Source organism: Streptomyces sp. NPDC101191 (assembly GCF_044767915.1).
GTDB lineage: Bacteria > Actinomycetota > Actinomycetes > Streptomycetales > Streptomycetaceae > Streptomyces.
In genome coordinates this window covers 277,634-302,746 of record NZ_JBIWOU010000002.1, presented here as the reverse complement: position 1 = coordinate 302,746, position 25,113 = coordinate 277,634, and the positions used below count along the sequence as shown (strand labels likewise).

Annotated in this window: 13 protein-coding genes; all 13 read right to left on the bottom strand. The window is 72.6% G+C overall.

Annotated elements, in window-relative coordinates; genetic code table 11:
* Positions 1-382: 382 nt before the first annotated feature.
* Entirely contained in the window at positions 383-979 is a 597-nt protein-coding gene (locus ACIRQF_RS08445) for a sigma-70 family RNA polymerase sigma factor (protein ID WP_382485450.1), read from the bottom strand.
* A 340-nt stretch (positions 980-1,319) separates the two neighbouring features.
* Positions 1,320-2,447 carry a S8 family serine peptidase gene (locus tag ACIRQF_RS08440; RefSeq protein ID WP_404090025.1) on the bottom strand — a complete coding sequence of 376 codons (1,128 nt, stop codon included), beginning with the start codon at positions 2,445-2,447 and terminating at the stop codon, positions 1,320-1,322.
* A gap of 344 nt (positions 2,448-2,791) precedes the next feature.
* Positions 2,792-6,202, bottom strand: a complete 3,411-nt coding sequence (locus tag ACIRQF_RS08435) for a right-handed parallel beta-helix repeat-containing protein (protein ID WP_404090023.1) — start codon at positions 6,200-6,202, stop codon at positions 2,792-2,794.
* An 85-nt stretch (positions 6,203-6,287) separates the two neighbouring features.
* Positions 6,288-7,820 (bottom strand): hypothetical protein, encoded by a 1,533-nt coding sequence (locus tag ACIRQF_RS08430; protein ID WP_404090021.1) that lies wholly within the window; start codon positions 7,818-7,820, stop codon positions 6,288-6,290.
* Between the two features lie 79 nt (positions 7,821-7,899).
* A complete protein-coding gene (locus tag ACIRQF_RS08425) occupies positions 7,900-8,334 on the bottom strand; it encodes a hypothetical protein (protein WP_404090019.1) in 435 nt (144 codons plus the stop codon).
* A 106-nt stretch (positions 8,335-8,440) separates the two neighbouring features.
* The gene (locus ACIRQF_RS08420) at positions 8,441-18,955 is read right to left on the bottom strand and encodes a hypothetical protein (protein WP_404090017.1); all 10,515 of its coding nucleotides are present in this window, start codon (positions 18,953-18,955) and stop codon (positions 8,441-8,443) included.
* A gap of 149 nt (positions 18,956-19,104) precedes the next feature.
* Entirely contained in the window at positions 19,105-19,413 is a 309-nt protein-coding gene (locus ACIRQF_RS08415; RefSeq protein WP_376634455.1) for a hypothetical protein, read from the bottom strand.
* A complete protein-coding gene (locus ACIRQF_RS08410; protein ID WP_376634457.1) occupies positions 19,406-19,972 on the bottom strand; it encodes a YbaB/EbfC family nucleoid-associated protein in 567 nt (188 codons plus the stop codon). The genes ACIRQF_RS08415 and ACIRQF_RS08410 overlap by 8 nt, the downstream gene beginning before the upstream one ends.
* A gap of 49 nt (positions 19,973-20,021) precedes the next feature.
* Positions 20,022-22,217: a hypothetical protein gene (locus tag ACIRQF_RS08405; RefSeq protein ID WP_404090015.1), complete on the bottom strand. Its 2,196-nt coding sequence runs from the start codon at positions 22,215-22,217 to the stop codon at positions 20,022-20,024.
* Positions 22,218-22,258: 41 nt separating this feature from the next.
* Entirely contained in the window at positions 22,259-22,693 is a 435-nt protein-coding gene (locus ACIRQF_RS08400) for a hypothetical protein (RefSeq protein WP_376634461.1), read from the bottom strand.
* A gap of 151 nt (positions 22,694-22,844) precedes the next feature.
* Positions 22,845-23,141: a hypothetical protein gene (locus ACIRQF_RS08395; RefSeq protein WP_376634463.1), complete on the bottom strand. Its 297-nt coding sequence runs from the start codon at positions 23,139-23,141 to the stop codon at positions 22,845-22,847.
* A 64-nt stretch (positions 23,142-23,205) separates the two neighbouring features.
* Positions 23,206-23,541, bottom strand: coding sequence for a hypothetical protein (locus tag ACIRQF_RS08390; RefSeq protein ID WP_376634465.1), 336 nt, complete (start codon positions 23,539-23,541; stop codon positions 23,206-23,208).
* Positions 23,542-23,629: 88 nt separating this feature from the next.
* Positions 23,630-25,105 (bottom strand): type VII secretion protein EccB, encoded by a 1,476-nt coding sequence (eccB, locus tag ACIRQF_RS08385; RefSeq protein WP_404090012.1) that lies wholly within the window; start codon positions 25,103-25,105, stop codon positions 23,630-23,632.
* Positions 25,106-25,113 lie beyond the last annotated feature (8 nt).

Here is a 25,113-nt window from a genome sequence, read left to right as displayed (position 1 = left end):
CGAAGTCGGTGTCGGGGCGGGTGAGGGCTCCACCGCCGCGGGGTCCGTGGCTACGGCTTCGGCGGCCGGCTCGGGCTCCGTGCCTAGGGCTTCGGCGACCGGCTCGGGCTCCGTGCCTACGGCTTCGGCGACCGGCTCGGGCGGCGCCCCGACCGGGGATTCCGCCGGTGTCTCCCCGCGTGTCTGGGCAGGCGTCTCCGGAGGGGCTTCACTGCGCCTCGCGCGCCAGTGCTCGGGGCTGTAGTCGGGCGCGGCCGTCCAGTGCTCGGGCGCGTCCATGTCGTTCCTGGCTACGACGGTGACCACCTGGGCCCCCTCTCGTCGGTCGCCCGGAAGAACGGCCCGGCAGGCGTGGCCGGTTCAGACGGCGCGGAAGGGGCGGTCACGCCGGGGCGACGCCGTGCCGCTCCAGTACCGGGCGCAGGGCCCGGACCGCGTAGAAGTTGCGGGACTTGACGGTGCCCGGCGGTATCCCGAGCACCGCGGCCGCGTCCGCGGTCGACCGGTCGTTGAGGTGCAGTTCCACCAGCACCTCCCGCTGGTGGCGCGGCAGTTCGGCGAGCGCGTCCCCGACGGCGTGGGCGGTGACGACCTCCTCGTACGGGTCATCCGGCGCCGCGCGGTCCTCCGGGGTCTCGTCGCCCAGCTCCTTCACCCGGGCGGCCTGGGCCCGGAAGTGGTCGATGGCGATCCGGCGGGCGACGGTGAAGAGCCAGGGGCGGCCGTGCTCCGGGCCCCGTGTCAGCGCCTGGGGGTTCTGCCACGCGCGCAGGAACGTTTCCTGAAGCATGTCCTCGGCCTTGCCCCGGTCCCCGCTGGTCAGGCGGAGCAGGGCGCGCAGCAGGGGGGAGGCGTGCAGCCGGTGGAGCTCCGCCAGGGTGTCGCGGTCCATGGTAGGCCGGGGCCGCACCTCCGCGCCGATCCTCGGTCCCGTCCCCTCGCGGACCGTGCCGGCCGCGCCGTTCTCGTGCGTTCCCACCTCGGTTGTTCCTCCCCCGCCGCGCGTCGGCGACTCTGGGGCGGCGGACGGCGGCATCGATCGGCCGACGGCTCCGGGCGCGTCGGACTGGTCGGAACGACCCTGGCAGCCTTGACTAATGCGTTGCTAATGCCCGGGCGCGCCTCGCGGCTGGTGCGATAACGCGCCGCTAACGAGGTGCTGCTGACGAAGCGGTGCACGGCACGCGGTGAGGCGTCGGGACGGGGACGGCTGACCGCCGCCGGGCAGTGGGCAGCACGACGCGTGCGGCGCGTGTCGGCGACCGCCGCAGGCCGGCCCAGGCCCCGAGCTGCCCGGACAGCACCTCCCGCGGCACGCTTCAGACCGGGTCCGTGTCGCTGTTCCCCGTCGCTTCCGGAGCGAGGTAGCTGCCCGGTCGCCACTGCCGTCTGCGGCCTCGCGGCACCACGGCGGAGGCCCCCGCCGCGACCGCCACCACCGCCAGGGAACCGGCCGCCACCCACCAGGCGGCCCCGGAGGCGGACGGCCCCGGCGCGGGCGGCATCGCCACCCCGGGCGCCGCCGCCCGCCCCCGCGGAGCCGCCGCGCCGCGCCGCTCCTCGGGGAGCACAGCGGTGACGGCGGCGATCGGGTCGACGGAGCCGTACCCCCGCATCCGGTCCGGCACCGGCTCGCCCGGTCCCGACGTGGTGGAACGCAGCCGGTGGACCAGGGCCTGGGCGCTCAGTTCCGGTCGGCTGCCCAGGACGAGAGCCGCCGTCCCCGCCACCAGCGCGGTCGCGTAACTCGGCCCGGAGGCCGTGAAACTGCCCCGGCCGCCGGGCCCGGGGCCCGTCAGCGCCTCTCCCGGCGCCGTCAGGTCCACCCGACCCGCTGGGGCCGGCCCGGACGGACGCCCGCCGGGACCGGTCGCGGCCACCGACACCACCTGCGGGTGGGCCGCCGGGTACGCCACGTCCTTCGCTCCGTCCGGTGCGGCCGGGGCGATCACGACCGCGCCCCCGGCGACCGCGTACCGCACGGCGCTCCTCAGCGCCGGACTGTCCGAAGCCGTCACCGCCACCACGGCGATCACCCGGGCGCCGCCGTCGACCGCCGCCCGGATGCCTTGGGCGAGGAGCTCGGGGGTGGTGTTCCCCCGCCGGTCGGTGACCGGGACGTCGAGGATCCGCGCCTGGGGCGCGATCCCGGCGAAGCCCGCCCCCGGGGTCCGGGCCGCCGCGATCAGACCGGCCGTGAAGGTGCCGTGACCGGCGCAGTCCGCGGCCGGGCCGGCCTCGAACGGGCGCGGCGTCCGCTTCAGCCGGTCGCCGAGCAGCCCGGCGGTGTCGTCCACCCCCGAACCCACCACGGCCACGGTCACCCCGGCACCCTCGGACTGCGGCCAGACCGCCTCCGGGCGCAGCAGGGCCTGGGGCCACGGCAGTCCGGTGACCTTCCGGTCCGAGGCCTTGCGGCAGGTGTCGTCGGAGAGCCGCTGCGTCACGGCGGGCAGCGAGGCGGGATCCGTATCCGTCGCCCCGGTCCCTATCCCGGCCGTAGCCCCGGTCCCTACCCCGGCCGTAGCCCTGGTCCCTGTCCCGGCCGCCGCCCCGGTCCCTGCCCCGGCCGTAGCCACAGCCCTTACCGCTGCCGTAGCCCCTTCGGCGGTCCCGGCCCCGGCCTGGTACGCGGTCCAGGTCCCGGCCTCCGCTCCGCCCCCGTTCGTTGCCGTGCCCGTCCCGCCGGTGGGGCCGGGCACGGCCGCCGCGCTCGCGACCGGCAGCAGGGTCAGGGACGCGCACAGCAGGGCCGCCGCGAGGGGAGCCGTCCCGCCCCGGGCACCCCGGCTCACGCGACACCGTCCGGCACCCGGTCCCAGGGCACGTCCTGCGGCAGCAGCAGGCTCAGCTCGGCCACGTCGTCGACGTCGAGTCTGCTGAGTCGGCCGGCCTGCCGGGTGATCATCGTCTCCAGGACCTGACGGGCGAAGCGTCCGTTGCCGAAGTTCCGGTCGCGCGGCACCGCCGCGAACAGCTCGCCGAGCGCCGACAGGGTCTCGGGCGGGCACACGTAGCCGGTCTTGTCGGACAAGGCACCGACGATCCGGACCAGTTCCTCGTCGGTGTAGTGCTCGAAGACGACGGAGCGGGAGAAGCGAGAGGCCAGACCCGGGTTGGAGTCGAGGAAGCCCTGCATCTCGTCGGCGTACCCGGCGACGATCACCACGACCTCGTCGCGGTGGTCCTCCATCAGCTTCATGAGGGTGTCCACCGCCTCCTGCCCGAAGTCGTTGCCGGTGCCGCCGCGCGGCGTCAGCGTGTACGCCTCGTCGATGAACAGCACACCACCGCGCGCCCGGTCGAAGGCGTCCTTCGTCAACTGCGCGGTGTGCCCGACGAAGCGGCCCACCAGGTCGGCCCGTGCCGTCTCCACCAGCTGGCCGCCCGGCAGCACGCCGAGTTCGGCGAGCAACTGCCCGTACAGGCGGGCCACGGTGGTCTTGCCGGTGCCGGGCGGGCCGGAGAACACCACGTGGTGGCTGATCGTGGCCGTCGGGAGCCCGGCCTCCTTGCGCCGGTTGACCTGCTTGATCAGATTGACCAGGTCCTCGACCTGCTCCTTGGCGGCGGGCAGGCCGATCATCGCCCGCAGCTCGTCGAGGAGTTCCGTCCTGCGCTCCACCGGTTCGCCCGACGCCGCCGCGGCGGCCGTCACCCCCACGTCCTCCGGCGTCAGCAGCGCCAGGTCGGTGTTGCCGATCTCGGGCAGCGCGGCCAGCCGGGACGCCTGCCGGTCCACCATCTCCTCGAAGACCTTGCGCGCGGCGCGGCCGTTGCCGAAGTCGGCGCCCTTCGCCATGGTCCCGAAGTGGAGTCCCAGCGCCTCGCGGGTGCCGTCGGCGAGCTGGTAGCCGTGCGAGGCGGCGGACATCGCAACGATCGTGGTCAGCTCGTCGTCGGCGTAGTTCTCGAACTCCACCGTGCGGCTGAACCGGGACGCCAGGCCCGGGTTGGAGTCGAGGAAGCCCCGCATCTCCTCCGAGTACCCGGCGACGATGACCACGACCTCGTCGCGGTGGTCCTCCATCAGCTTCACCAGCGTGTCGATGGCCTCCCGGCCGAAGTCCGGCCCACTGCCGCCGGTCCCCTGCGACAGCGTGTACGCCTCGTCGATGAACAGCACGCCACCCAGCGCCTGCTGGAACACCTCCGTCGTCTTGATCGCCGTCCCGCCGATGATCGACGCCACCAGGTCCGCCCGCGCCACCTCCACGAGATGTCCCGACGGCAGCACGTCCAGCTCGGCGAGGATCGAGCCGTAGAGCCGGGCGACCGTCGTCTTGCCGGTGCCCGGCGGCCCCGCGAAGATCAGGTGGCGGCTCATCGGCAGCGCGGGCATCCCCGCCAGCTCCCGGCGCCTGGCCAGCTTGTTGAGGTTGACCAGGGTGGCGACCTGCTCCTTCACCCCGTCCAGGCCGACCAGCGCGTTCAGCGCCTCCAGCGGCCCGTCCGGCTTGCGCGACGCGGCGGGCGCCGTCGCCTCCGGGCCCCCGCCGGAACCACCCGGCGTACCCTCGCGGCCGTCTTCCCCGCGCGGTACGTCACCCGTCGCGCCCGGCCCGCCGGTCGCCGCGGTCGCCTCCCCGTACGAGTCCGGCAGTCCGTTCCCCGTGCTGGTCAGGTTCTCCACGGCGAGCCGCGCCGACGGCTTGAGCTGACGCAGCCCCGAGCCCCCGTTCCCGGAGACCGCGCAGTCGTGCACCCGTACCGCCTCCGTGGAGTCGACACGGATGCCGTCGCCGGTGTTGTCCGAGGCCTCGCACCGGTTGAGCGTGGCCCGCCCGCCCTCCGCGACCCGGAAGCCGTACCGCCGGCAGGACCGCGCCCGGGTGCGGGCCGCGGTCAGCTCCCCGCCGTCCTCGACGAGCACGCCCTCCTGCGGCGAGCCCGCGACCTCGCAGTCCCGCAGTGTGGCCACCCCGCCCCGGCCGACCGACACACCGGCCGCGCCGGTGTCCCGGATCGTGGTGGTGCCGACGTACACGTCGCCCCCGTCGGCGATCCGCACCCCGGTCTGCCCGGTGGCGGAGATCTCCGAACCTTCGAGACGGCCCCGGCCACCCCGGGTCACCTCCACCCCGGCCCCGGCCACGTCCGACAGGTTCAGCCGCCGCAGCATGGGGTTCGCTCCCTCCAGCACACGCACCGCTGCAGCCCCGCCGCCGCGCACCTCCAGACGGTCGAAATCCGGGGCGCTGTCCCCGGTCAGCTGGACCCCGGCCTCCCGCGCGTCCCGCACCGAGCACCCGTTGAACGAGGGACCCGAGGACTCCTCCACCCAGATGCCGGTGCCCTCGGCAGAGGTGACCTCGCACTCCTCGAAGGAACCGCGCGAACGCCCCGTCACATGGATGCCGTTGCCCTTCGTCCGGGAGACCCGGCAGCGGCTCAGCACCGGGTCGGTGCCCTCGGCGAGCGCGATGCCGTGCACCTTCGTGGCGGACACCGAGCACTCCTCCAGCACCACCCGCTCCTTGGAGCTGATGTACACGCCCAACAGGCAGTCCCGCGCCGAGGTCCGCACCACCCGGGTGGCACTGTTCTGCTCCAGGGCGATGGCGGGCTTGTCGGTGGCCGAGATCTCGCAGTCCTCGATCAGCCCCCGGCCCTCGCCGTTGGCGCACACCCCGTTGCCCCGGGCGTCGCGCAGCACGCAGTTGCGGAAGGTCGGGTTGGCCCGCTCGCCGATGACCACCGCCGAGGTGCCCAGGTGCTCCACGACACAGCCGTCGATCACGCTGGTCCCGGTGGACGTCTCCACGATTCCCGCACCACCGGGGTTGGTCACCCGGCAGCCCCGCATCGCCAGCGAACCCTGCTGCCGGGTGAGCACGGCCGTCCAGGCGTTGCCCACCACCTCGCAGTCCTGGAGCGCCGCCTGCCCGCGCGGCACGTCCACGGCGGGCAGTTCGTCGTCCTGGCCCTGGAGCACCAGACCCGTCAGCTGGACGGCCTCGGCCACCACCTGCACCACCGTCCCCCGGGGCGGCACGATCCGCACGGTCCCGTGCGGGTCCTCGGCGGCGATCGTCACCATCTTGGTGATGACCAGGTTCTCCTCGTACCGTCCCGGGCGCACCGTGATCACCGCACCGCTGCGCGCGGCCTCCAGGGCCGCCCCGATCGTGCGGAAGGAGCCGCCCGCGGGCGGGCGGTCGCTCTGCGCCTCGGCGCTCACGGTCAGCACATGGCGCGACATGCGTGGATGTTCCCTTCGTGGTGGGCCGTGGGGACGGGCCTCAGGAGCGTGGTCTCAGGAGCGGACCGGGGACGGCCGGGCCGCCTCAGGCGGAGGTGCACTGGACGCGGGCGGCGTCGCCCGCGTGATGGGCGTACGTGTTCCGCGACCCGGACGAGTCGAGACCCCGGTCGTGGAGCTTCACCGTCAGCACGCCGCCGGTGACGCGGACGCCGCCCGCGCTCACCCACTGGCCCCGCAGGGACTGCTGGTCGACGGTGAAGGACCGCAGGATCGGATCGTTCCCCGTGGCACCCGCGTGGACGGTGTAGTACGACGGCTTGCCGCCGACCGCCTTGATGTCGGTGCTGCTGGGGATGTGCACCGAGACCTGACAGGTGCCGGAGGTGACGGCACCGGTGCGGAAGGTCCAGCGCAGCGCGTTCCCCGCGTCCGAGCCCGCCTTCCCGGACATCGGCAGTGAGAAGAAGCTGCCGTTGCAGCCGCCGCCCGCGTAGCCGCCGGAGCCGTACTTCTGCCAGCCCTCCTTGCCGTCCGTGTACCAGCCGCTGTAGGTGAAACTCGCGCCCGTTCCCGCGCAGTTCGGTCCCGACACGGCCGAGTACTGCGGCTTCGCCGGAGGGGCCGGGGGCGCCTGCGTGGCCGGCTTCCTTGGGGTGCCGGTGTTCTCCCGGGGCGCGGTGGGGGTGGTGCCACGTGCGACGGAGGTGGGCGTCGGACCGGCAGGGGCACCGACGCCCACCCCGGCTCCGATGCCGGCTCCGACGCCGGCGACGCCCGGGGCCAGGGGGCCCTTCCCGGCGACCGAGGAGCCCTTCCCCGTACCGGCCGTGACTCCCGGACGGACGGCGCCGGGCAGCGAGGAGCCCTTCTCCGGCGCGTCGGCCCTCGGCACGAAGCCGCCGGGACCGCCGTCGGCCTGGTTGTAGCCGGTGGGGCGTGGCGGCACGGGATCCGGCCCGGAACCGCCGCCGCCCAGCTGTGAGAGCAGCAGCGGCACGCCCATCAGGACCACCCCGGACGTCGCCGCCGCCGCGATCATCGGCTTCGAGAGGCGTCGGGCGGGCCGGGACTCGGGCCGGGCCGCCGGTGCGGCGCCGGCCGCGGCGGCCTCCGCCGCGAGGCCGTCCGCGTCGGAGGCCGCCTGCGTTCCGTGCGCCCCGCTCCCGGGGGCGCCGTCCGGTGTGTCCTCGTCGTCGGAGTCGGTTCCTCTGTCGGTTCCGGAGTCGGTTCCGATGTCGGTTCCGGCGTCGGTTCCGGAGTCGGTTCCTGCATCGGCTCCGGAGTCGGTCCCGGTGCCGGAGCCCGTCTCGCCGTCGGCGGCGGGCACGGCCGGGGCGGCGCCGGAAGGAACGGCCGAAGGCGCCGGCTCCGTGGCGGCCTCCGGGGCCGGCACCGCCGCGACGGCACCTTCCACCGGCTTGCCTTCCGACTCTCCCCGGGGCTTCGGCTCAGCCTTCCCCGCAGGCTTGCCGTCAGGATTCCCCTGCGGCTCGCCCTCCGGCCCCTCCTCGGGTTCCCCGCCCGCCTGCTGCCAGGCGACCGTCGGCAGGCTGATGGCCGAGACGGCCCGCCCGGCGGCGTTCCCGGCCCGCACCTCGTTGTCGTCCACCGTCATCCCCTCGGTCCCTCGGTCGTCGCGAACCCTCCGCGCACGTACGAACGGACCGGCGGCGCCCCGCGGTTCACCGCCCCGGTCAGCCCAGCCGAAGGACCTCGGTCCCCTCCGGTGCCGGCGTCAGGACAAAGGCGGCGGCCCGCTCCACGACGTCCTGCCCGAGAGGGCCCGGTGCCGTGTAGCCCGGGTCGCTCAGGTACCCGATCAGCTCGGGGTCAGGGGCGAGCGCGTAACGCTCCAGGTAGTACGTGACGGTGTCGGTCCACACCCACCGCCCGTCCGTCCGGAAGGTGAGCGGCACCTCCGCGACCCGGGAGGGGTCCAGCACGTCGTCCATCAGCACCGGCGTCGCGAGCACGGGCGTCCCGGCGGCCAGCCGCTCCAGCAGCAGGGCGAGTAGCTCCGGGTCCTCGACCACCGCGTGGTCCGCGGCGAAGCCCGGACCCGTCACCGGGTCCGCGTGGTCGAAGACGGAGGCGAGCCGGAACTCCGGCCGGTTCTCGGGGTCGGTCATGACGGGGTCCTGTCCTGGATCGGGGCGGGTCGGGGCGGCCCGGCGGCCGTACGCCCCCGGGGGAACGTACGGAACGCCGGACACGGTTCAGACCGGGCGCGGGCGGTCAGAACGACCAGTCCACGGACGGCAGGGTGACGGCGGCAGGCGGCCGGCCGAGGCGCGTGTGTCCGTCGCCCTCCGGAGACCCGTACCCGTCCCCGCCGTGGTCCGTCGGTCCGAACGCCACGGCCTCGGAGAGGTCCTCGGACGTGTCGCCCCCGTCGGCCCGGTAGCCCTCGGGCGCCGGAGTCGTCGCCGGTACGTCGTCGGGCGACAGCCGGCCGTCGGGGGGCATGTGGGCGTCGAGGAGCGTGGTCCTGACAGCGGCGTCCCTGCCCGTCGGCAGGGACAGCTTGACCCAGTGGTCGGCCACGAGCCGGGGTGTGCCGTCGGTGCCCCAGACGACCTTCCGGGCCACGGCAGTGTGGCCGGGACCGGAGGTGTCCGTCGTGAACGGTCCGGTCACCGACGGCACGAACCACAGGGTGGACCGGGGCGCGTAGGCGGTGAGCGGCAGGTCGGGGCGCAGCTCCCGCAGCGCGCGCAACGTGTCGGCGACGTACGACCGTTCCATGTTCTCGCCCAGACCGCAGGCGGCGAACTGCAGCGGCCTGTCGGTGTCCCACACCCCGTCGTCGGCGAGCCGGGACAGCACGACGGCCAGCTCCCGAGCGCTGACCCGCTGCCCACGCCAGGTGGGCGCGCCGTCGGTCCCCGCGATGTGACCGGCGAGTGTGAAGAACCGGTCGTCGCGGGGGAACCGCCCGACGGCGTCGCGGATCCGGTGCGCCTCGGCCGGGTCGGTGTCGGGGTCGAGGAGGTGGTGGGTGTCGTTGGCCCCATGGGAGCGGGTGAGCGACACGACCAGCTCGTCGACCCGCTCGGCGGAGGACTGGGAAGTGGCGGGGACGGGAACCTTGCCCTGCCCGAGCATGAAGCCCAGCAGGTTGTCGTCCTCGTCGTCGAGCGGGTCGACGGGCGCGCCCTCGTTCCCGTCCTGGTCCGTCGGCGGGGTGTCGCCGTCCGCGGGGGGCACCGCGCCGGGTGCCGGCGTCCCGGCTTCCGGCTGCGCGTTCGCCTCGTCGCCGAGCGCCTTCGCGTCGGCGCGCATCCGCTCTCCGCCGACGCGCCGGAAGTGGGTCCTGACCTCATCGTCGTCGGCGAACATCTTCGCGATCTCGGCGTACATGGTCTCGTACTTCGTGTCGAAGACGAACCGCAGGCCGTGCCTCCCGCCCACCGGGGAGGTCTCGGCCATGCGGGGGCCGGTGCCGTAGGGGTTGTCGGGGTCCAGGGGCTGCCGGCCCTCGTCGGAGACGAACTGCTGGGTGAACGTCTCCTTGCCGACGGCCTCCTTGGCGGGCTCCCGGGGAGCGGCCTCGAAGGCGCCGGGGTTCTCCAGACTCAGGGTCTCGCCCGGCCGCTGATCCTCGGGGGCCTCGTAGTCGTGGTAGCGGCTGTACCTCGTGTACGAGGAGAAGTCCGCCTGGTAGTACTGGTGGAACTCGTGGAACAGCCTCCGGATGCCCTTGGTGTCCTCGTCGTCCAGCGTGGCCAGCCGGCGCCTGGTGCCGTCGGACGTGACCAGGGGCTTGCCCTGCAGCCGCATGTACGCCTCGACGATCCAGTGGAACGTCGCGTCGCGGTTGAGGGCGTCCTTGGCGTGGTGCTTCTTCCGGTAGTAGAAGCCGAAGGGGTCGGAGTCGACCATCATGACGGCCGCCCGGTAGGCGCGCGCCGGCTCCGTGTCGCCGTCCACGTCACCCCACAGGTGGCGGTATCGGCTCATGAGGTCGACCGCGCCACGGTGCTCGGCCTCGTAGTCGTGCTGCTCCTTCTTCTTCGGGCCCTTCTTCGGCTTTTTCCCCTCCGGCTCCTGGTCCGGGTCCTTGTCCTCCCCGAACATCACCTTCGAGTTCGCCTTCTCGATGTCGTGGAAAAGGATCGCCTTGACGATCGCGTCCACGGGCACCACGCGCCCCGGGTCGTCCATGTCGCGGTGGGCGAGTTTGAGGTACTGGCCCAGGACCATCTGGGCGTGCTGGAAGAAGGTGTACTTCTCGCTCGGCGCGCAGATCTCCCCGTACAGGAGGGAGAGTTCGGGGTAGTCCCGGATCAGGCGGTTGATCAGCCGGTGGGTCGGCTCGCCCTCCCGCCAGAGCCGGGTGAGGTCCCTACCCGCCTGGTGCTGAAGGTGGACGTCCTCCTTCCGCCGGCGCCGCATCTCGTCGAAGTCGTGCACCAGCGGCGCGTCGCTGACGTTGCGGTCGCCCTTGACCTCCTGGTGCTGGCGCGAGAGGAGATGGCCGATCTCGGCGTGCGAGGCCCAGGCCAGGACCGTGTCCACCATGAACTTCTCCACGGTGGCCTTGGCGGCGGCATCGGCGTCGGACGTGTCCTTGTCGTCGGGCCGGTGGACGAAGCCGAGGTCGGGCTCGGCGTCGTCCGCGTAGCCCAGATGCGTCTTGTGTTCCTTGAGGAACTTCTCCAGCAGCTCCAGACGCTTGTCGTACGTCAGAACGTTCGCGTCCGGCTCCAGGAGCAGGCTCGGCCTGCGGTCGGCCGGCTGTTGCCGGGACTGCTGCCACGTGGAGTAGAACTGGCGCAGCTGGAGGGAGATGCTCCTCAGCTTCTCGGAGCTGTTGACGTGCTTCTTGTTCTGGACCCAGGGGTTGTAGTCGGACGAGAGCTGGGGCGCGCCGACGCCGGGGATGCCGAGACGGTCGCGCAGGGTGTCGACGTGCAGGGTCTTGCCGTTCCTGGCGTGCTCCGTGCCCTCGTCCTCCGGCGTGAGGTCCTGCTTGTCGTCCCGCTCGTAGTAGGTGATGAGGGACTTCGGCAGGATGTGCTTGCGCAACAGGGCGAGGTGATCGCCCCGGATGCCGAACTGGTTGCGTTCCCCGGGCTGATCGGTGTTCAGGGTCCGGTCGGCGAGGGGCGCGGGGCCCTTGATCGGGTCGCGGGCGGATCCCTTCTCCTGCGCCTTCCACTGCTTCCGGTAGGTCTCGTCCTCGGTGAGGGAGTGAGGATCGCGAAGTCCCTGGGGAACGAGCGACTCGCTGCCACGGTAGGGGTCGCCGAGAGCGTTGACGTCACCCTCCGGGACCGCCGTCGAGGTGATCTCGTGGTAGACGTGCAGGGGGATGAGGTAGGAGCGGATGAGCGGCAGGTTGGTGTCCGGGTTCTCCGCCTTGTACTTCATGGCCCAGGCGACGGCCCGCGCGGGCGTGCCGATGCCGGTCCACAGGGTGCCCCCCATGTTCGGGCCGGTGGACAGGACGACCTTGCCGGTCTCCGGATCCTGCTGGATGTCCTTGTACCGGGCGGTGACGCTTCCCGACTCCCGGTCGATCGTCAGTGGCGTCTGGTTGGTGACCGCGGTGTAGAAGCGGACGTGCGGTCCCTTCTCTGTCATCTCCACCTCCACCTCACCGCGGTGGATGTAGAGCGCCTTCCGGAACTCGTAGCGGCTTTCGTCCTTGCGGTGGACCAGGGTGGAGTCGAAGGGACGGCTCGGCCCGGCGTAACCGACGCCGGGAAGGCCGATGACCGGGGCGTCCCGGGCCGGCTCGTCGAGCGGTCGGTCCTCCCGGTCCTGGGGGTCCACCTCGCGCAGGGTCACCAGGCTGCGTCCGGATTCCGTCCGTTCGAACGAGACCACCTCGACGCGTGTGTCGGCGGTGAACGTCACCAGGTCCGAGGCCCAGTCCCGCCGGGTGCTCCGGTCCGCCTCCCGGGTCTCCAGGCGGAAGACCACGTTGTGCTCGTCGAGGGGGGTCGCCCCCGAGGCCTGGTAGACCCGCGAACCGAGCAGCTCGTCGAGCGAGAACGTCATGCGGCGGGAGTCCGTGAGGTCCGCCAGCTGCCGGAACACCGCCAGTTCGGCGAGGTTCATCGTGGCGGACCGCTCGACGTTCCTCCGGAGGGGGTGGAGCTCGGCCAGGACCGTGCCCCGGCGGCGCAGCTCCGACACGTCGGCGTCGCCCGTCAGGTCGGACCCCGTGACGTCCCGGCCCCGCGTCGTCGCGATGATCTCGACCAGGCGCTGCACCTCCGGAAGGTTCCGCTCGGTCGCCAGCCTTCCGATCTCCGCCTCCAGCGCGTCGGCGACGGCGCGGGCACGGTGCAGACCCACCTCCTTCGCTGCACCGGGGAAGCGGTTGTTGCCGCCCGCGGCGACCCGGATCTCCAGAGGGACCTGGGACGGGCCGTCGGCGCGGCGGACCAGCTCGGGGAACAGCTCTCTCGCGAGGCCCCGGACGACCGCCAGGCCGTCCTCGCCGAGGGTCTTCCGCCCCTTGCCGAAGTCGATGGTCCACTCCCGGGGGACCAGACCGGCCGAGGTCAGGCTGAACGAGGACGTCTCCGACTCCTCGTCCCCGTCGCCGAACCTGACGGCGTCCTCGTGCGCGGGGCCGTCGCCGTGCGCGGTCCGCAAGGCGTCGGCGGGGGCCCCGTCGTCCCCGACGGGGGTACTCGCGGCGGTGTGGTCGGGCGCGCCGGTGTCGCTGTAGCGGTGCCAGTCCGCGCCGTCGCCGAAGACGGTGACCCTGCCGTCGGCGGTGACGCCCACATGGCGCGCCGTGAACAGCCCGTCGCCGCCGGGCACGTACCAGACGGGAGCGTCGGCGGCGACGGCGGTGAGGGGCCCGGTCTCCGAGCCCGTCGCCGCACGGTGTTTCCACAGCCCGCTCATGACGGTCCTGACGGTGTTCTCGTGCACGGGGGTGGCCAGGTCGCAGCCGGTGAAGCGGATCTCGGTGACGCCGTCGAGCCGGCCGTCGTCGTGGGCGTCGGTGAGGGCCCGCAGGACGGCGTCCGGGTCGTGGGGGGTGCGGGGATCGGTGTGCATGCCGACGACGAAGACGCCGGGGCGCCGGGGGAGTGCCTGGAGGGCGGTTGTCCGGGCGGGGGAGAGGGTGCCGACGGCGATTCCGGCCGGGATGTCCCGTACGGGAACGGTCTGCGGCTCGGCCCACCCCGCTGGACCGTCGTTGTCGTGCAGTACGGAACCGGACTCCGAGACGTCCTCGATGGCCTCCAGGTAGCGGCGCGGCAGGGTGCCGTCGGGCAGCACGGCCGTGGCCATGACCCCGGACGCGTCGGCCCGGCCGGGTGTGTGCCGGAACAGCGTCTCGGCGTCGTGGTAGCGGTCGGGCAGACCCGCGTAGTGCAGCAGCTCGTGCAGCAGCATGGCGTCGTCGCGGTTGCGGACGCCGGGATCCGCGTCGTCGGCGTGCAGCCGGAAGTGCAGCTGGTCAGACCTGACTCCGGGACCGGCGTCCCGGCTCACCGTGACCACGTCGTCCCCGTTGACGCCGCCGCGGTGCGCGGGCCTGGGGTCGAGCACCACCTCCATGTGGAGCTGGTCGCGGCTGCGGGGCAGCCGGAAGCCCAGGTTCACGTACCGGTCCAGGAGCCCCTGGATCCGGTCGCGCAGCACGGCGACGTCGCCTGCCGCGTACGCGTCGTCGACGCGCACCGGCAGGGTGACCTGCACCAGCCGCACGGCCCCGCCCGGCGCGCCGTCTCCGTCCGGAGGCACCGTGAAGCGCTGCACGTCGGCGCGGATCAGGGTGCGCCGGCCCGCGAGCGTCCCGTCGTCGTTCCGCTCGTCCGCCGTGCCCGGGAACGGGCCGGTGACGTCCGGGTCCGCCGCCGGGTCGAAGCGTTCGGTACGGACCCGGGCCGGCGACGGCACGTCCTGACGGCCGGGCGCCCACTTCCACGCCGACCACCGGTCCGCGGCGATCGGCCGGACGGCCGGGGCGACCTCCTCGGGCCGGATGTGTCCCGGCAGGGTGTGCGGCGAGTCCTCGGGGACGGCGGGACTGCCGTCGTCGCGCCGGTACTTCCTGTTCCTGTCGTCATCGCCCTCGCGGGAGCGCTTCGTGCCGCTGCCGGCGTCCGCCGTACCGGGCTCCTCGACGTCGACGTCCATGGCATCGGGGTCGGGGTCGGTCGCCGCCTCCCGGGCCGCGTACTCCCGGAAGAGCTGCTGCCGGTACTCCTCGGCGATCTCGTCGGGGAACAGTCCGCGCTCCGCGACGTGGGCGCGGAGTTCCCCGTCGGGCAGGAGGCCGAGGAGACGGTAGTGCTCCCGGCCCGGGGCGTTCGCGGCGGCGGGCATGAGCAGGGCGGCGATGTCGTCCCGCCCGGGATACTGGTGACCGAGGGTCTCCGCGAAGGCGGACGAACCCGCGAGCACTTCGGGCAGGGAGTGGTGGCCCTGCCCGACGAAGGTGGCGACGATCGCGAGCCGCAGCGTCCGGTGGTCGACCTGGATCCCCCACCGGTCGGCCATCAGCTGGGCGTACCGGTGGAAGGAGTAGCCCGAGCCCGACGTACCGGCCGTGACCAGGCGTCCCCGTTCCTCGCTCGCGCGCTGCAGCGCGGTGCTCATGTCGAGGGTGAAACGGCTTCCGCCGGGAATCCACCGCAGCTTCCCGCTCCTGTTCAGAGCGCGCCGCCGCTCCGACCGGCTCAGCGAGGGCTCGGCATCCGCTTCCCTGAAGGGCCTCAGGACGGAATCCAGCGCCCGCCATTTCTCGTTGACCCTCTGGAGCTCCTGCTGATCCCCACCGGGCCTCTGCAGCTCGGCAATCCTCTTTTCCGCCTCGCGGTAGTCGGCGAGGGCGGGATTCGCGGTCCGCTGCGGACGTTCCCTCCTGATCGACTCGGGCTGGCTCGGATCCCGCTGGATCCTCTGGGGAAGGGCCAGGGACGAGATGGCGTTGAAGAACAGGGTCATGCGCTCGCGAAGGTTGCCCTCGTTCACGACGCGTTTCAACGCTTCCCGGTCGGCTCCCACGGCGCCGGGCATCTCGAGGCTGTCCGTGCCCAGTTCCTCGTGGACCCGCGGCCTGTCCTTGAGCTTGCTCCAGAGGACTTGGGAGATCAACCGCGCGAGGTCCCGGACCGCCGGCAGCTGGGACAGGTGGGCGGCCAGACGCCTCTCGAACGCCTCCGACGCCTGCATGTAGCGGATCCGGACCTGGTCCTCGATCGAGGCGTCCCGGGCCCAGGCGGGCGGACCCTCACCGGGCGGCGCCTGGTTCGACGCGCTGCCGGAGGCGGAGTCGGACCGGGAGCTGGAATGCGAACCGGAGCCGGATGCCTCACCGTTGCCGGACGGCATCGACCCGCTCGGGCCGAACTTCACCGCCTCCGGGTGCTCCGCGTCGACCGCGGGCGTGCGGAAGAGGAAGCGGACCGCGTCGTCGGGGAGGGCGTCGGGGTCCGGGGTCGTACGGACCGGCGTGCGGTCCGCGTCGCCGCTGTCGCCGTACACGTGCCAGGAGCCCTCGTCGACGACGGCGATCTTCCCGTCCGGGGTGAGCCCGATGTGCCGGGCCGTGAGCAGCTGGGCGCCCGCCGTCACGCCGTCCGCCCCGTCGCCGCCGGTCGTGGGCACGTACCAGACGGGGGCGTCGGCGGCGCGGGCGGTGAGCGGGTCGGGGGTCGTCGTGCCCGTCGTGGCACGGTGCTTCCACAGGCCGCTCATGACGGTCCTGACGGTGTTCTCGTGGACGGGTGAGGCGAGGCCGCACGCGGTGAACCGGATCTCGGTGACATCGTCGAGCCTGCCCTCGTCGTGGGCGTCCGTGAGCGCCTTGAGAACGGCGTCGGGGTCGTGCGGGGTGCGCGGGTCGGTGTGCATGCCGACGACGAAGACGCCGGGCCGGCGGGGCATCGCCTGGAGCGCCGTGGTCTGGGCCGGGGTGAGGACGCCGACGGCGATACCGGAGGGGATGTCCCGGACCGCCGCGTCGGGCTGCGGGACGGCACCGTCGCCCCCGTCGCCGTCCTGGTCGCCACCGCCGTCGCCGGGCGGGGGCACGTCGGAGCCGGGCGCCGCGGTGTCGGGGACCGGGGAGTCCGCGGCCACGGTGGCGATCCGGACCGGCGGCTCGGCGTATTCCGTGCCGTCGTACGGCAGGAGGTAGTCGTAGCCCTGGGCGGCGGCCTTCACCCGCTCGCCGTGCAGCGGGTGGAGCGGGAGGCCCGTCGCCTCGTCGACCTGGCCCAGCGTCTCGGTGGGGGTGGGGGAGCCGGTCTCCTGGGACCCGGAGACGTCGAAGCGGTCACCACCCCCCTGGGTCACCGGATGCGGCGCGGCCGGGTCACGCGCCGGGTCCGTCGCCACGGAGGCGGCCGGCTCCGTGGCGCCGCCCAGCAGGGCGGAGAGGTCCGAGGAGACGGTGGCCCGGGAGGGAGGGGTGGCCGCGGCCGAGTCCTCGTCGCCCTCCGTCGTCCCGCCGTCGTCCGTGGACGTGCCGCCGTCCGATTCCGTGCGGAACAGCGGGTCCTTGGCGATGTCGTCGCCGAACGAGGTGCCCAGGTCCAGGTCGAGCGGCGTGAAGGCGTCGTCACCGTCGCTCCCGCCCGTGACGTCCGGCCGCGGGGGCAGTTCGGCGAAGAAGGGGGTGCCGGTGATGGGGTGGGAGAAGACCCACTTCACCATGTCCTTCATGTCGCGGAGGAAGTTCGGGTCCTGCGCCTCGGAAATGGGACGGGGGACCGGCCACGGTGCCGGGTTGCCCGTCATGTTCGCCACGAACGAAGCGATGTTGATGGGGTGCAGCAGCCCGAAGTACTTGCTGTCGTGCGGGTTGTCGGCGTGCTGGTGGCTGAGGACCCAGTTCTGGTACCTCACCATGACCGGTTCGAAGGCCCGGTGCAGGCCTGCGCTCAGAGCGCCCATGGCCACACCGGAGGCGAACGGCCCGCCGCTGACCTTGAACGTGCCGTCCCCGAAGATCAGGTTGTAGAAGCCCTCGCTCAGCATCTCGTTCGTGCCCTCGTTGAGGAGGGACGCGACGGCTCCGCCGAGCTGGTACATCGGACTGCCCTGGAGCGGGTTCTCCTGCTTGAAGACGCGGGCCAGGGCGTTGCCGTGCTGGGAGCGGGCGACGACCTCCGGCATCGAGTGGGCGAGGTTCCTGAGCGGCTGCAGCGTGCCGAAGTCGCCCAGCGCCTTGGTGAGGAGTTGCGGCAGTTCCGTGTGGTCCGCGCCGAGGCGGACCCACTTGCGGCTCAGCATCTCGCCGAACGCCTCGCCGGCCTCCTTGGCACCCGCCTGCCCGAGGTGCTGGGAGAAGACCTCACCCATCTTCTTGGAGAACGAGTCCGCGATGGTGCCCTCGCCGAACCGCAGGAAGCCGGTCTCCAGATTGCGGCTGACGCCGCCGAGGAGTTCGCCGACGTCCTTGGCGAAGGCCGACCGCGCCTCCTTGGTGGCGAGGAGGTCGTCCAGCGGGGTCCCGGCGTCACCGGCGGCGCGGCCGGCCGTCGACGCGTCGGGGGTCTTGGCGGAAGCTCCCGCCGTCGGCGTGTCCCCAGCGGCGGCCTTGCCCGCGCCGGGAGCCTCGTGGCCGCCGACGGTCTCCGTCTTGTTCGCGGTCGGGACGTCGCTCTTGTCCCCGGAGGGCCTGTCCGTCCTGCCCGTGGCCGGAGCGTCCGTCCTGCCCGGGGTGGGGACGTCGTTCTTGACTGTGCTCGGGGTGTTCCCCTTGCCCGTGGCAGGAGCCCCGGGCTTCCCCGTCGCGGGCGCGTTCGGCTTGTCCTTGGTCGTGGCACCGCCCGGCGTCTCCGGCTTCGTCCTGCCGGTGGCGGGCGGGGCGACGACGCCGTCGCCGACGGTCTTCGGCGGAACCGGAGGAGGCGTCGCGTTGTTGGGCGGGGTCGGCGGCAGCTCCTTCTCCGTCTTCGACGCGAGGTCGTCCAGCTTCGACTTCGCCCCCGCACCGCCCGCACCGCCCGCCCCGCCCGTCGGGACGTCGGGCTTCGGGTTCGGCGTGATGTCGTCCAGCTTGTCGTCGACCTTGTTCAGCACGAGGTCGACCCGCTTGCTGAGGATCGAACCGGGGGTCCTGCCGCCGAGGAGCCGACCGAGCAGCTTTCCGCCGTAGTGGGAGAGGATCTCCAGCGGACCGGCGACCACGCCGCTCAGCGCGCCCTGCTTGATGGAGTCGATCAGCGACTCCGTGTTCCAGCTCGTGGTGTGGCCCGCGCCGAGCTGGTAGAGCTGGATCACCGTGTCCTGGAAGACGCCGCCGACGATCCCGATGAAGGTCTGGCTGATGATCGTCTGGAGCAGCCACCGGAAGAGCTGGTGGAGACCCTCGCGCGTCGCGGCGAACAGCGCCGACACCGGGCCCCACACCGAGCCGAACGTGAAGGCGGAGAAGAGGGTGGCGAACAGGATCTCGGCCAGCAACTGCACGAGCTGCAGGATCGCCATGATCTTGGTGTACTCGACCTGGTTGGCGACCTTCAGCGCCACCTCGGACAGCTGCCGGGACAGCTCCGCGGTCTGCTCCAGCTGGTTCGCGCCCGCCGTCTGGCCGGTCAGGTCGTTCATGGCCAGCAGGAACGAGTCGGCCGCCTCCCCGTCGAAGTCGTTCTTGACGATCGGGATGAGCTCGATGACGTACCCGGACAGCGTCTCCAGGTCCCGCGCGATGGCGCCGTAGTGCTCCGACACCCGCCGCATGAGGTCCTCGTCGGCCTCGGGCCACTCCATGCCCGACACGAAGGCGAGGAAGTCGGCGATCCCTTCCGGCGGGTTGATGGCCATGGTGTGGAGGTCCTCTGGTCGGGCGGACGGCTGTGCCCGGAGGAACGGGGAGACCGTCCGCGCGGTTCAGCGGGGCGGCTGTGCCCGGAGGACGGGGAGACCGTCCGCGCGGTTCAGCGGGGGTGTGACCGCGCGGACATGGCCCGGTCTCAGAAGCCGTCCGACCGGGACCCGGCCTCCTCGTCCGACGTGGCCATGATGTCGGACGTCCGGTTCCCGGCGTCCACGACCATGCCCAGCCGTTTGGTGACGTACTTCAGCGTCTCGGTCAGGTTCTCGGTGGGCCGGTCGACCTGCTGGTGGTACGTCTTGCCGATCTCGTCCTGGCCCGCGGACTCCTTGTTGATCCGGTTGATCTCGACGATCGCCCGGCTGAGTCCGGTGAGGCAGCGCTGGTAGTCCTCGTAGTGGGCGAACTTGTTCTTGAGGTCGCTCAGGACCTTCAGATCGTCAGCCACTGAACTCCTCCTGCCTTCCGGTGGGGATGCGGCTCTCGGGCTCGGCCGCGAACTCCTCCTGCTTCGCGCTCTGTTCGGAGGTGCGGACGGCCTTCGTGTCCTCCTCGGCGGCGAACTCCTCCTGCTTGGCCGCCTTCAGCTCGCCCAGGGTCTCCTCCAGGCCGAAGGACGGGGCCATCGACCGCAGCGGCTTGAGGAGTTCGTCCATCTCGACGGGGGTGCCGGCGAGCCCTGTCACGCTGCGCAGGTGTCCGCCGAAGTCCTGGAAGCCCTTGATGTGTTCGATGACCTGGCTGCCCATCGCGGCCCGCGCCTCGTTGAGGACGGTGACCAGGGCGGCGGCCAGTTCGGCCGGCGCCATCGACTGGTACGCCCTGGTGTGGAAGGTCATGGAGACCACCTGGCCCTGGGGGCCGACCGTCACCGACACCATGTGGTCCTTGGAGGTGGCGGACGCCGTCGCCGCGTCCAGTTCGCGTTTGGCCGCGAGCATCTTGTCCCGCTGGTCGTGCAGGGCCGCCATCGCGTCCTTGAGGATGCCGTCGAAGTCGATGGCCATGGGCCGCCTTTCGTGTGGGAGGAAAGAGGTGTGTCGTGGCAGGCCGGTGTCAGCGGCCGATGACTCCGCTGACGGAGCCGGTGTCGGTGCCCCAGGTGTCCTCGTCCTCGGTGAGCCAGGTGGTGCGCTGCCGGTCCTTGCCCTGGTTGGGCTGGCCGCCGCCGGCCGCGCCGGGGTTCATCGGCGGCATCATCGGGGGCTGCGCGGTGTGCGTGCCGCCGCCCGTACCGCTTCCGGTGCCCGTCCCGCCGGACGACTGCCGGCCGCCGGTGTCCCCGCCGGCCGAGGCGGTGGCGCCGGTGCCCGGCGGGGGAAGGCCGGCGGAGCGCGCCGCCCGGTCGCCGAGCGCGGTGCTGCCGCCGGTCGCCGTGCCGCTGAAGCTCTTCGCGCCGCTTCCCGCGCCGCCGAGGTGGTCCAGCGGCTTGCTGTGGGTGCTGCCGGGCCCGCCGCTGGTCGTGGGGTGCGGTGTGGGGCGGGAGTCGAGGGCGTGCTCGGCGTTCGTCAGCAGCTGGTACGCGCGGCTGAGGGGCTTGCCGCTCGCGTCGACGACGATGCCGTCCTTGAGAGTGGCTCCCTTGGGCAGCGCGTACGGGTTGCCGTTGGAGTCGAGCAGCGGCTTGCCCTTGGCGTCGACCACGGTGCCGTCCGGGAGGACCTTCGCACCCTCGGGGAGCCGGATCTGGTCGTAGTGGGAGCCCGGCAGGCCCTTGCCCGGCGTCTCCTCGGGCGCCGGCTGCTGCTGTCCCACCTTGGCGCCGGGCGGGGCGACGATCTGCTTGCCGTTCGATCCCAGGACCGGCTTGCCGTTCGCGTCGTAGACCTTGCCGTCCTTGCCGATGCGGGAGCCCGGCGGCAGCATGACGGGCTTGCCGTCCGCGCCCGTGACGGGTTTCCCGTTCCTGTCGAGCAGGGGGGCGCCGCCGCCCGAGGAACCGGAGCCGGGCAGGCCCGTCGGTGGCGGGGACCCCGGCCCGCCGCCGCTCCCCGAGCCGGGGAGGGTGTCGGGGAGCCCGGTCTTCGGACCGCCCTTCCCGCCGCCGGTTCCGCCGCCCTTCCCGCCGCCGATCCCGCCGCCCGGGCCGCCCTTCCCGGAGCCTCCTCCGGTCCCGCCGCCCGTGCCAGGACCGCCCCCTCCGGGGGGAACCTCGGGGGAGGGGCCCGCACCGCCACCGGTGGGCATCTGGAGGCGGGGCTGGTAGATGCCCTCGCGCAGCGCACCGCCGAGCGCGAGGTAGGCCGTGTCGACCTTCCCCATGTGTGTCTGCGCGGCGGTGTCGAGCGGCAGCAGCTTCTCCAGCCACGTCTTCTTGGCGGCCAGTTCGACGCCGTCGAGCCAGAACTTCTGGCTGACGTCGGATCCGCCCTTGTCGACGACCTTCGGGTCGACGGGGTAGTAGGTGGTCGGGGCGTTCTCACCACCGCTGGTCTGCACCTTCCACGTGAAGGTGCACGTGGCGCCCGTCATGACCGCCGCCAGCGCGTCACGCATGCGCCAGACCGGGCTGGCGTCGGGGTTCATCGCGGCCGAGCCCGGCGGCCACCACCAGTTCTCGAGGGCCAGGTACATCTGGTACAGGGAGTCGTTGAGCTGTTTCTTCGCATCGCCGATGAGCGTCTCGTAGCCGCTCTGCACGGAGAAGTCGAACGTGCTCGGATAGCCCGTGGCGCCCTTCGTGGGCTGTGGCTGGGCGAGATCGAGCTGGACCTTGCTCATCTCCGTGGAGATGACGTCGAGGAACTTCCTGAAGGCTCCGGCCGCGCTGCCCTTCCACTCGCTCTCGTCGGCGTCGACGCTCTCCTCCCAGCGCTTGATGATCGGGACCCACTTGGCCAGCCAGGCGTGGGCACCGTGGACCACCTCCGCCGCGGCGTCGAAGGAGGCGAAACTGACGGCTCCCGAGTTGCGCGTCTTCGAGAAAAGCAGTTCCGTCAGGACCTTGCCGGCGTCACTGTGGAACAGGTTGAACTTGGACGAGGGACTGTCCAGGACGTTCTTCCAGTCCAGGTTGAACCCGATCACGCACGAGTACTGCTGCTCGCCGTTCGCGTAGTCGTTCTGCGTGAGGGGGATGATGTGGGAGACGTCGAACTTCTCGGAGAAGGCCTTGCCGTCGCCGCTCACGATCTCGATGTGGGCGGTCTCCGACGACCGCCACTTCTCCGCCGTCACCGCCTCGCGGTTCGTCAGCGAGTTGGTGTCGGGAAGAAGGACCTTGATGGCCTGTTCCCAGGTGAAGGTTGCCATGGGGTGCGCGGGAATCCCTTCCGGAGGCGTCGGCGCTCCTGCTAGTTGCCGGTCGAGGGGGAGGAGCCGGTGCCCGAACCGGCGCCGGCGCCGCGCTGGATGTCGTTGAGGATCTCCCACATCTCCGTGACGTCGATGGACTCGTCGTCGGCGTTCTGGAAGGTCTCCTTGACGAACATCAGGTCGAGGTTGGCCGTCTTGGCGATCTTGCGGAACGCCTCCAGCGCGCTGTTCAGTTCCTTGCACAGCGACGCGAACCCCTCCTGCACGGACAGGGCGCTCACCAGCTCCTTCACGTTCCCCGGCAGGAGCTTGCTGTTGCCGATGCCCTTCTCCCAGGAGAGCAGTGCCATCACGGACGGGTCCTGGAAGTCCTGCAGCAGCGTGTTGAACTTCCACGCGTAGTCGCGCAGCACGTCGTCCGTGATGGACGTGACCGTCTCGTCGTGCGGTTCGCCGCCGCTCGGGTTTCCCATGAGTGCTCTCCTGCCGAAGTCTCGGTCGTACGTCGTCCGGGCCGTCCGGCACGGAGAACGGAAGCTCCGCACCCCGGGGTTCAGACCGGCCCGGGAACGGCGGAACCCGGCGCGCCGGCGGGGGGCGGCGGGCCGGGTTCGGGGGAGCGGCTCAGCGCTGGAAGAGATAGGCGCTCTTGCGGTCGCCGTTCCGGATGATGCCGTGCGCGTCCGCCAGCAGGTCCGCGCCGGTCTTGAACTGGCCCGACAGGTCGGCGTCCAGCAGGCTGACGGCCCGCTGGAACTCGTCGAACTCCTTTGCCGCCTCACCGGTGAACTCGGCCTTGATGGCGTCGAGGCGCTTCAGGATCGTGTCCAGCGCCCCGTCCATGGCGGCGGCGACCTGCACCATCTGGGCATTGGCGTCCTCGAGCACGCCATGCTTGATCTCCATTGACATTTCGCTCATGCGCGTTCCTTACACAGGAGAGGGAAAACGGGGAGGGAAGCGGGGAGGGGGCGCTCCGTCTGCGTCACTTGCTGAGGACGTCGTAGACGTCGCCGCTCCACAGGTCCATGTTCGCCTCCGCTTCGCCGGCGGTGTCCTCCATGACCTTGCTGGTGACGCCGACGGCATCCAGGAGGTCCTTGTACTCGGCCATCACCGTGCGGTAGCCGCGCTGCCAGTTCTCGATCTTCGCGATGAACTTGGTGCCGGCGGCCGACTTCATGGCGTCGGAGACCTGCTGTGCGATGTCCTCGGACTGGGTGTAGGACCGCTCCATCGTCTGGAGGTGCCCTTCCAGTTCGTTGAGGGTCTGGGTGAGTACCGCTGAAGACACCTTGAGGGTGTCGTGGGGAGTGGTCACCAGATCTCCTTCGATCGTCCGGTCGGTGGGTTCCCGGCAGGGTGAACGGGCCGCTCACGGCCCGGGGTTCACCAGGGGCGCCGGCGGGTCAGCGCGCGCTCTTCGGGTCCGCCGGCTCCGCTCCGCAGACCGGCGTCCGCAGGCCCGCGGCCGGTTCGAGCACCCCGGCCGCCGCCAGCGCCGCCGGGTCCAGGGCCGGCCCCGACGGCAGCATGCGAAGCAGCGCCGCCGGCACCCCCACCGCCGCCGCGCCCGCGTAGCCGAGGGTCTTCGCGGACTCCGGTGTCGGCAGCGGGTACTTCACGCCGTTGTCCGCGACCAGGTACGTCGTCCCGGCCGCGCCCGCCCCGGACAGGGCCCGCACCAGCGCGCCGCCCCCGGGCCGTACGGAGACCAGGTCCGCCGCGCCGCACGCCGCCGTCACACCCGGCTGGGGCGTCACCGGACGGCCCGCGACCGCCGCCGCGTCGGCCACGGTCACCAGAGTGCCGGACCCCCCGTCCGCCGCCGGCCGCACCGCCGTGCACACGCCCTGCCCGGCACCCGGCGCCACCAACTCCGGCGGCGTCGCAGGAAGGCCCGCGCCCGGCAGGGTCCCGGCCGGAGCCGGGTGAGCGGCCAGATCTGCCGCGCCGACCGCCACCGCGACCGCCGGCGCTCCCGCGTACGCCTCCCGCTGCGTGCGCGGGTCGCCGCGCAGCAGCTCGAAGCGGGTGCGGTCGAGCGCTGCCAGGCCCTTGCGGGTGAGGACGTACGGCTCGCCGCCCGGGCCCGTGAAGAGCTGGCCGATCCGGGTCTCCCGCCCGGCGAGCGCGGGCCCGGGCGCGCCGCGCCCGGCGATCTCCGGCAGGGCCAGATCGGGGCCCACCGGAAGGGAGTTGAGGTAGGACGACGCGACCGGGAACGGAGCGGCCGTGCCGTAGCCGAGCGCCGTCCCCGCGCCGGCACCCAGGCGCAGCCGCCTCCCCTGCCACAGCAGGTGGTCGCTGCCGTCCGAGGCCGCCACCAGGACGCCCTGCCCGGGACCCAGCGCCCGGCCCACGCCCGCCGCCCCGACGGCCACCGAGACCACCGGCCCGGGCCGTCCGCTCGCCGCGGCCTCCGCCAGGCCGCACACCAGCCAGTCGCCCCGGGCCAGAGCGGACACGGGAGGGAGCCCGTCCGGCGCGCCCACGATCCCCACCGGTCCGCCGCGCGGCACCGCCCCGAGCGAGTTCAGGCCGACCTGCGTCACGGTCATCTTCTCCCCGGCCACCAGCCGGGCACTGGCCTGGTTGAGCACCGGCCGCAGCTCCCCGCCGACGAACAGGTAGCGGGCTCCGGTCTCCTTGACGACCACCAGGGTGCCCGGCCTGGCCCAGCCCGTCGCGCCGCCCGGCTTGATCGCCCCGTACAGGCCCATGACCAGGGCGATGATCACGGCGATGAACAGTCCGGTACGCACCCCACGGGTGGTCCGCCGGGTCGGGAGGTCCAGCGCGTCGGGCTCGCCCCGCGTCATCCCGGCCCCGAGCCTGCTCATCACGAACAGGTGGGCCTGCACCTGGTCGCGTCTGGACTGCATGTGAACTC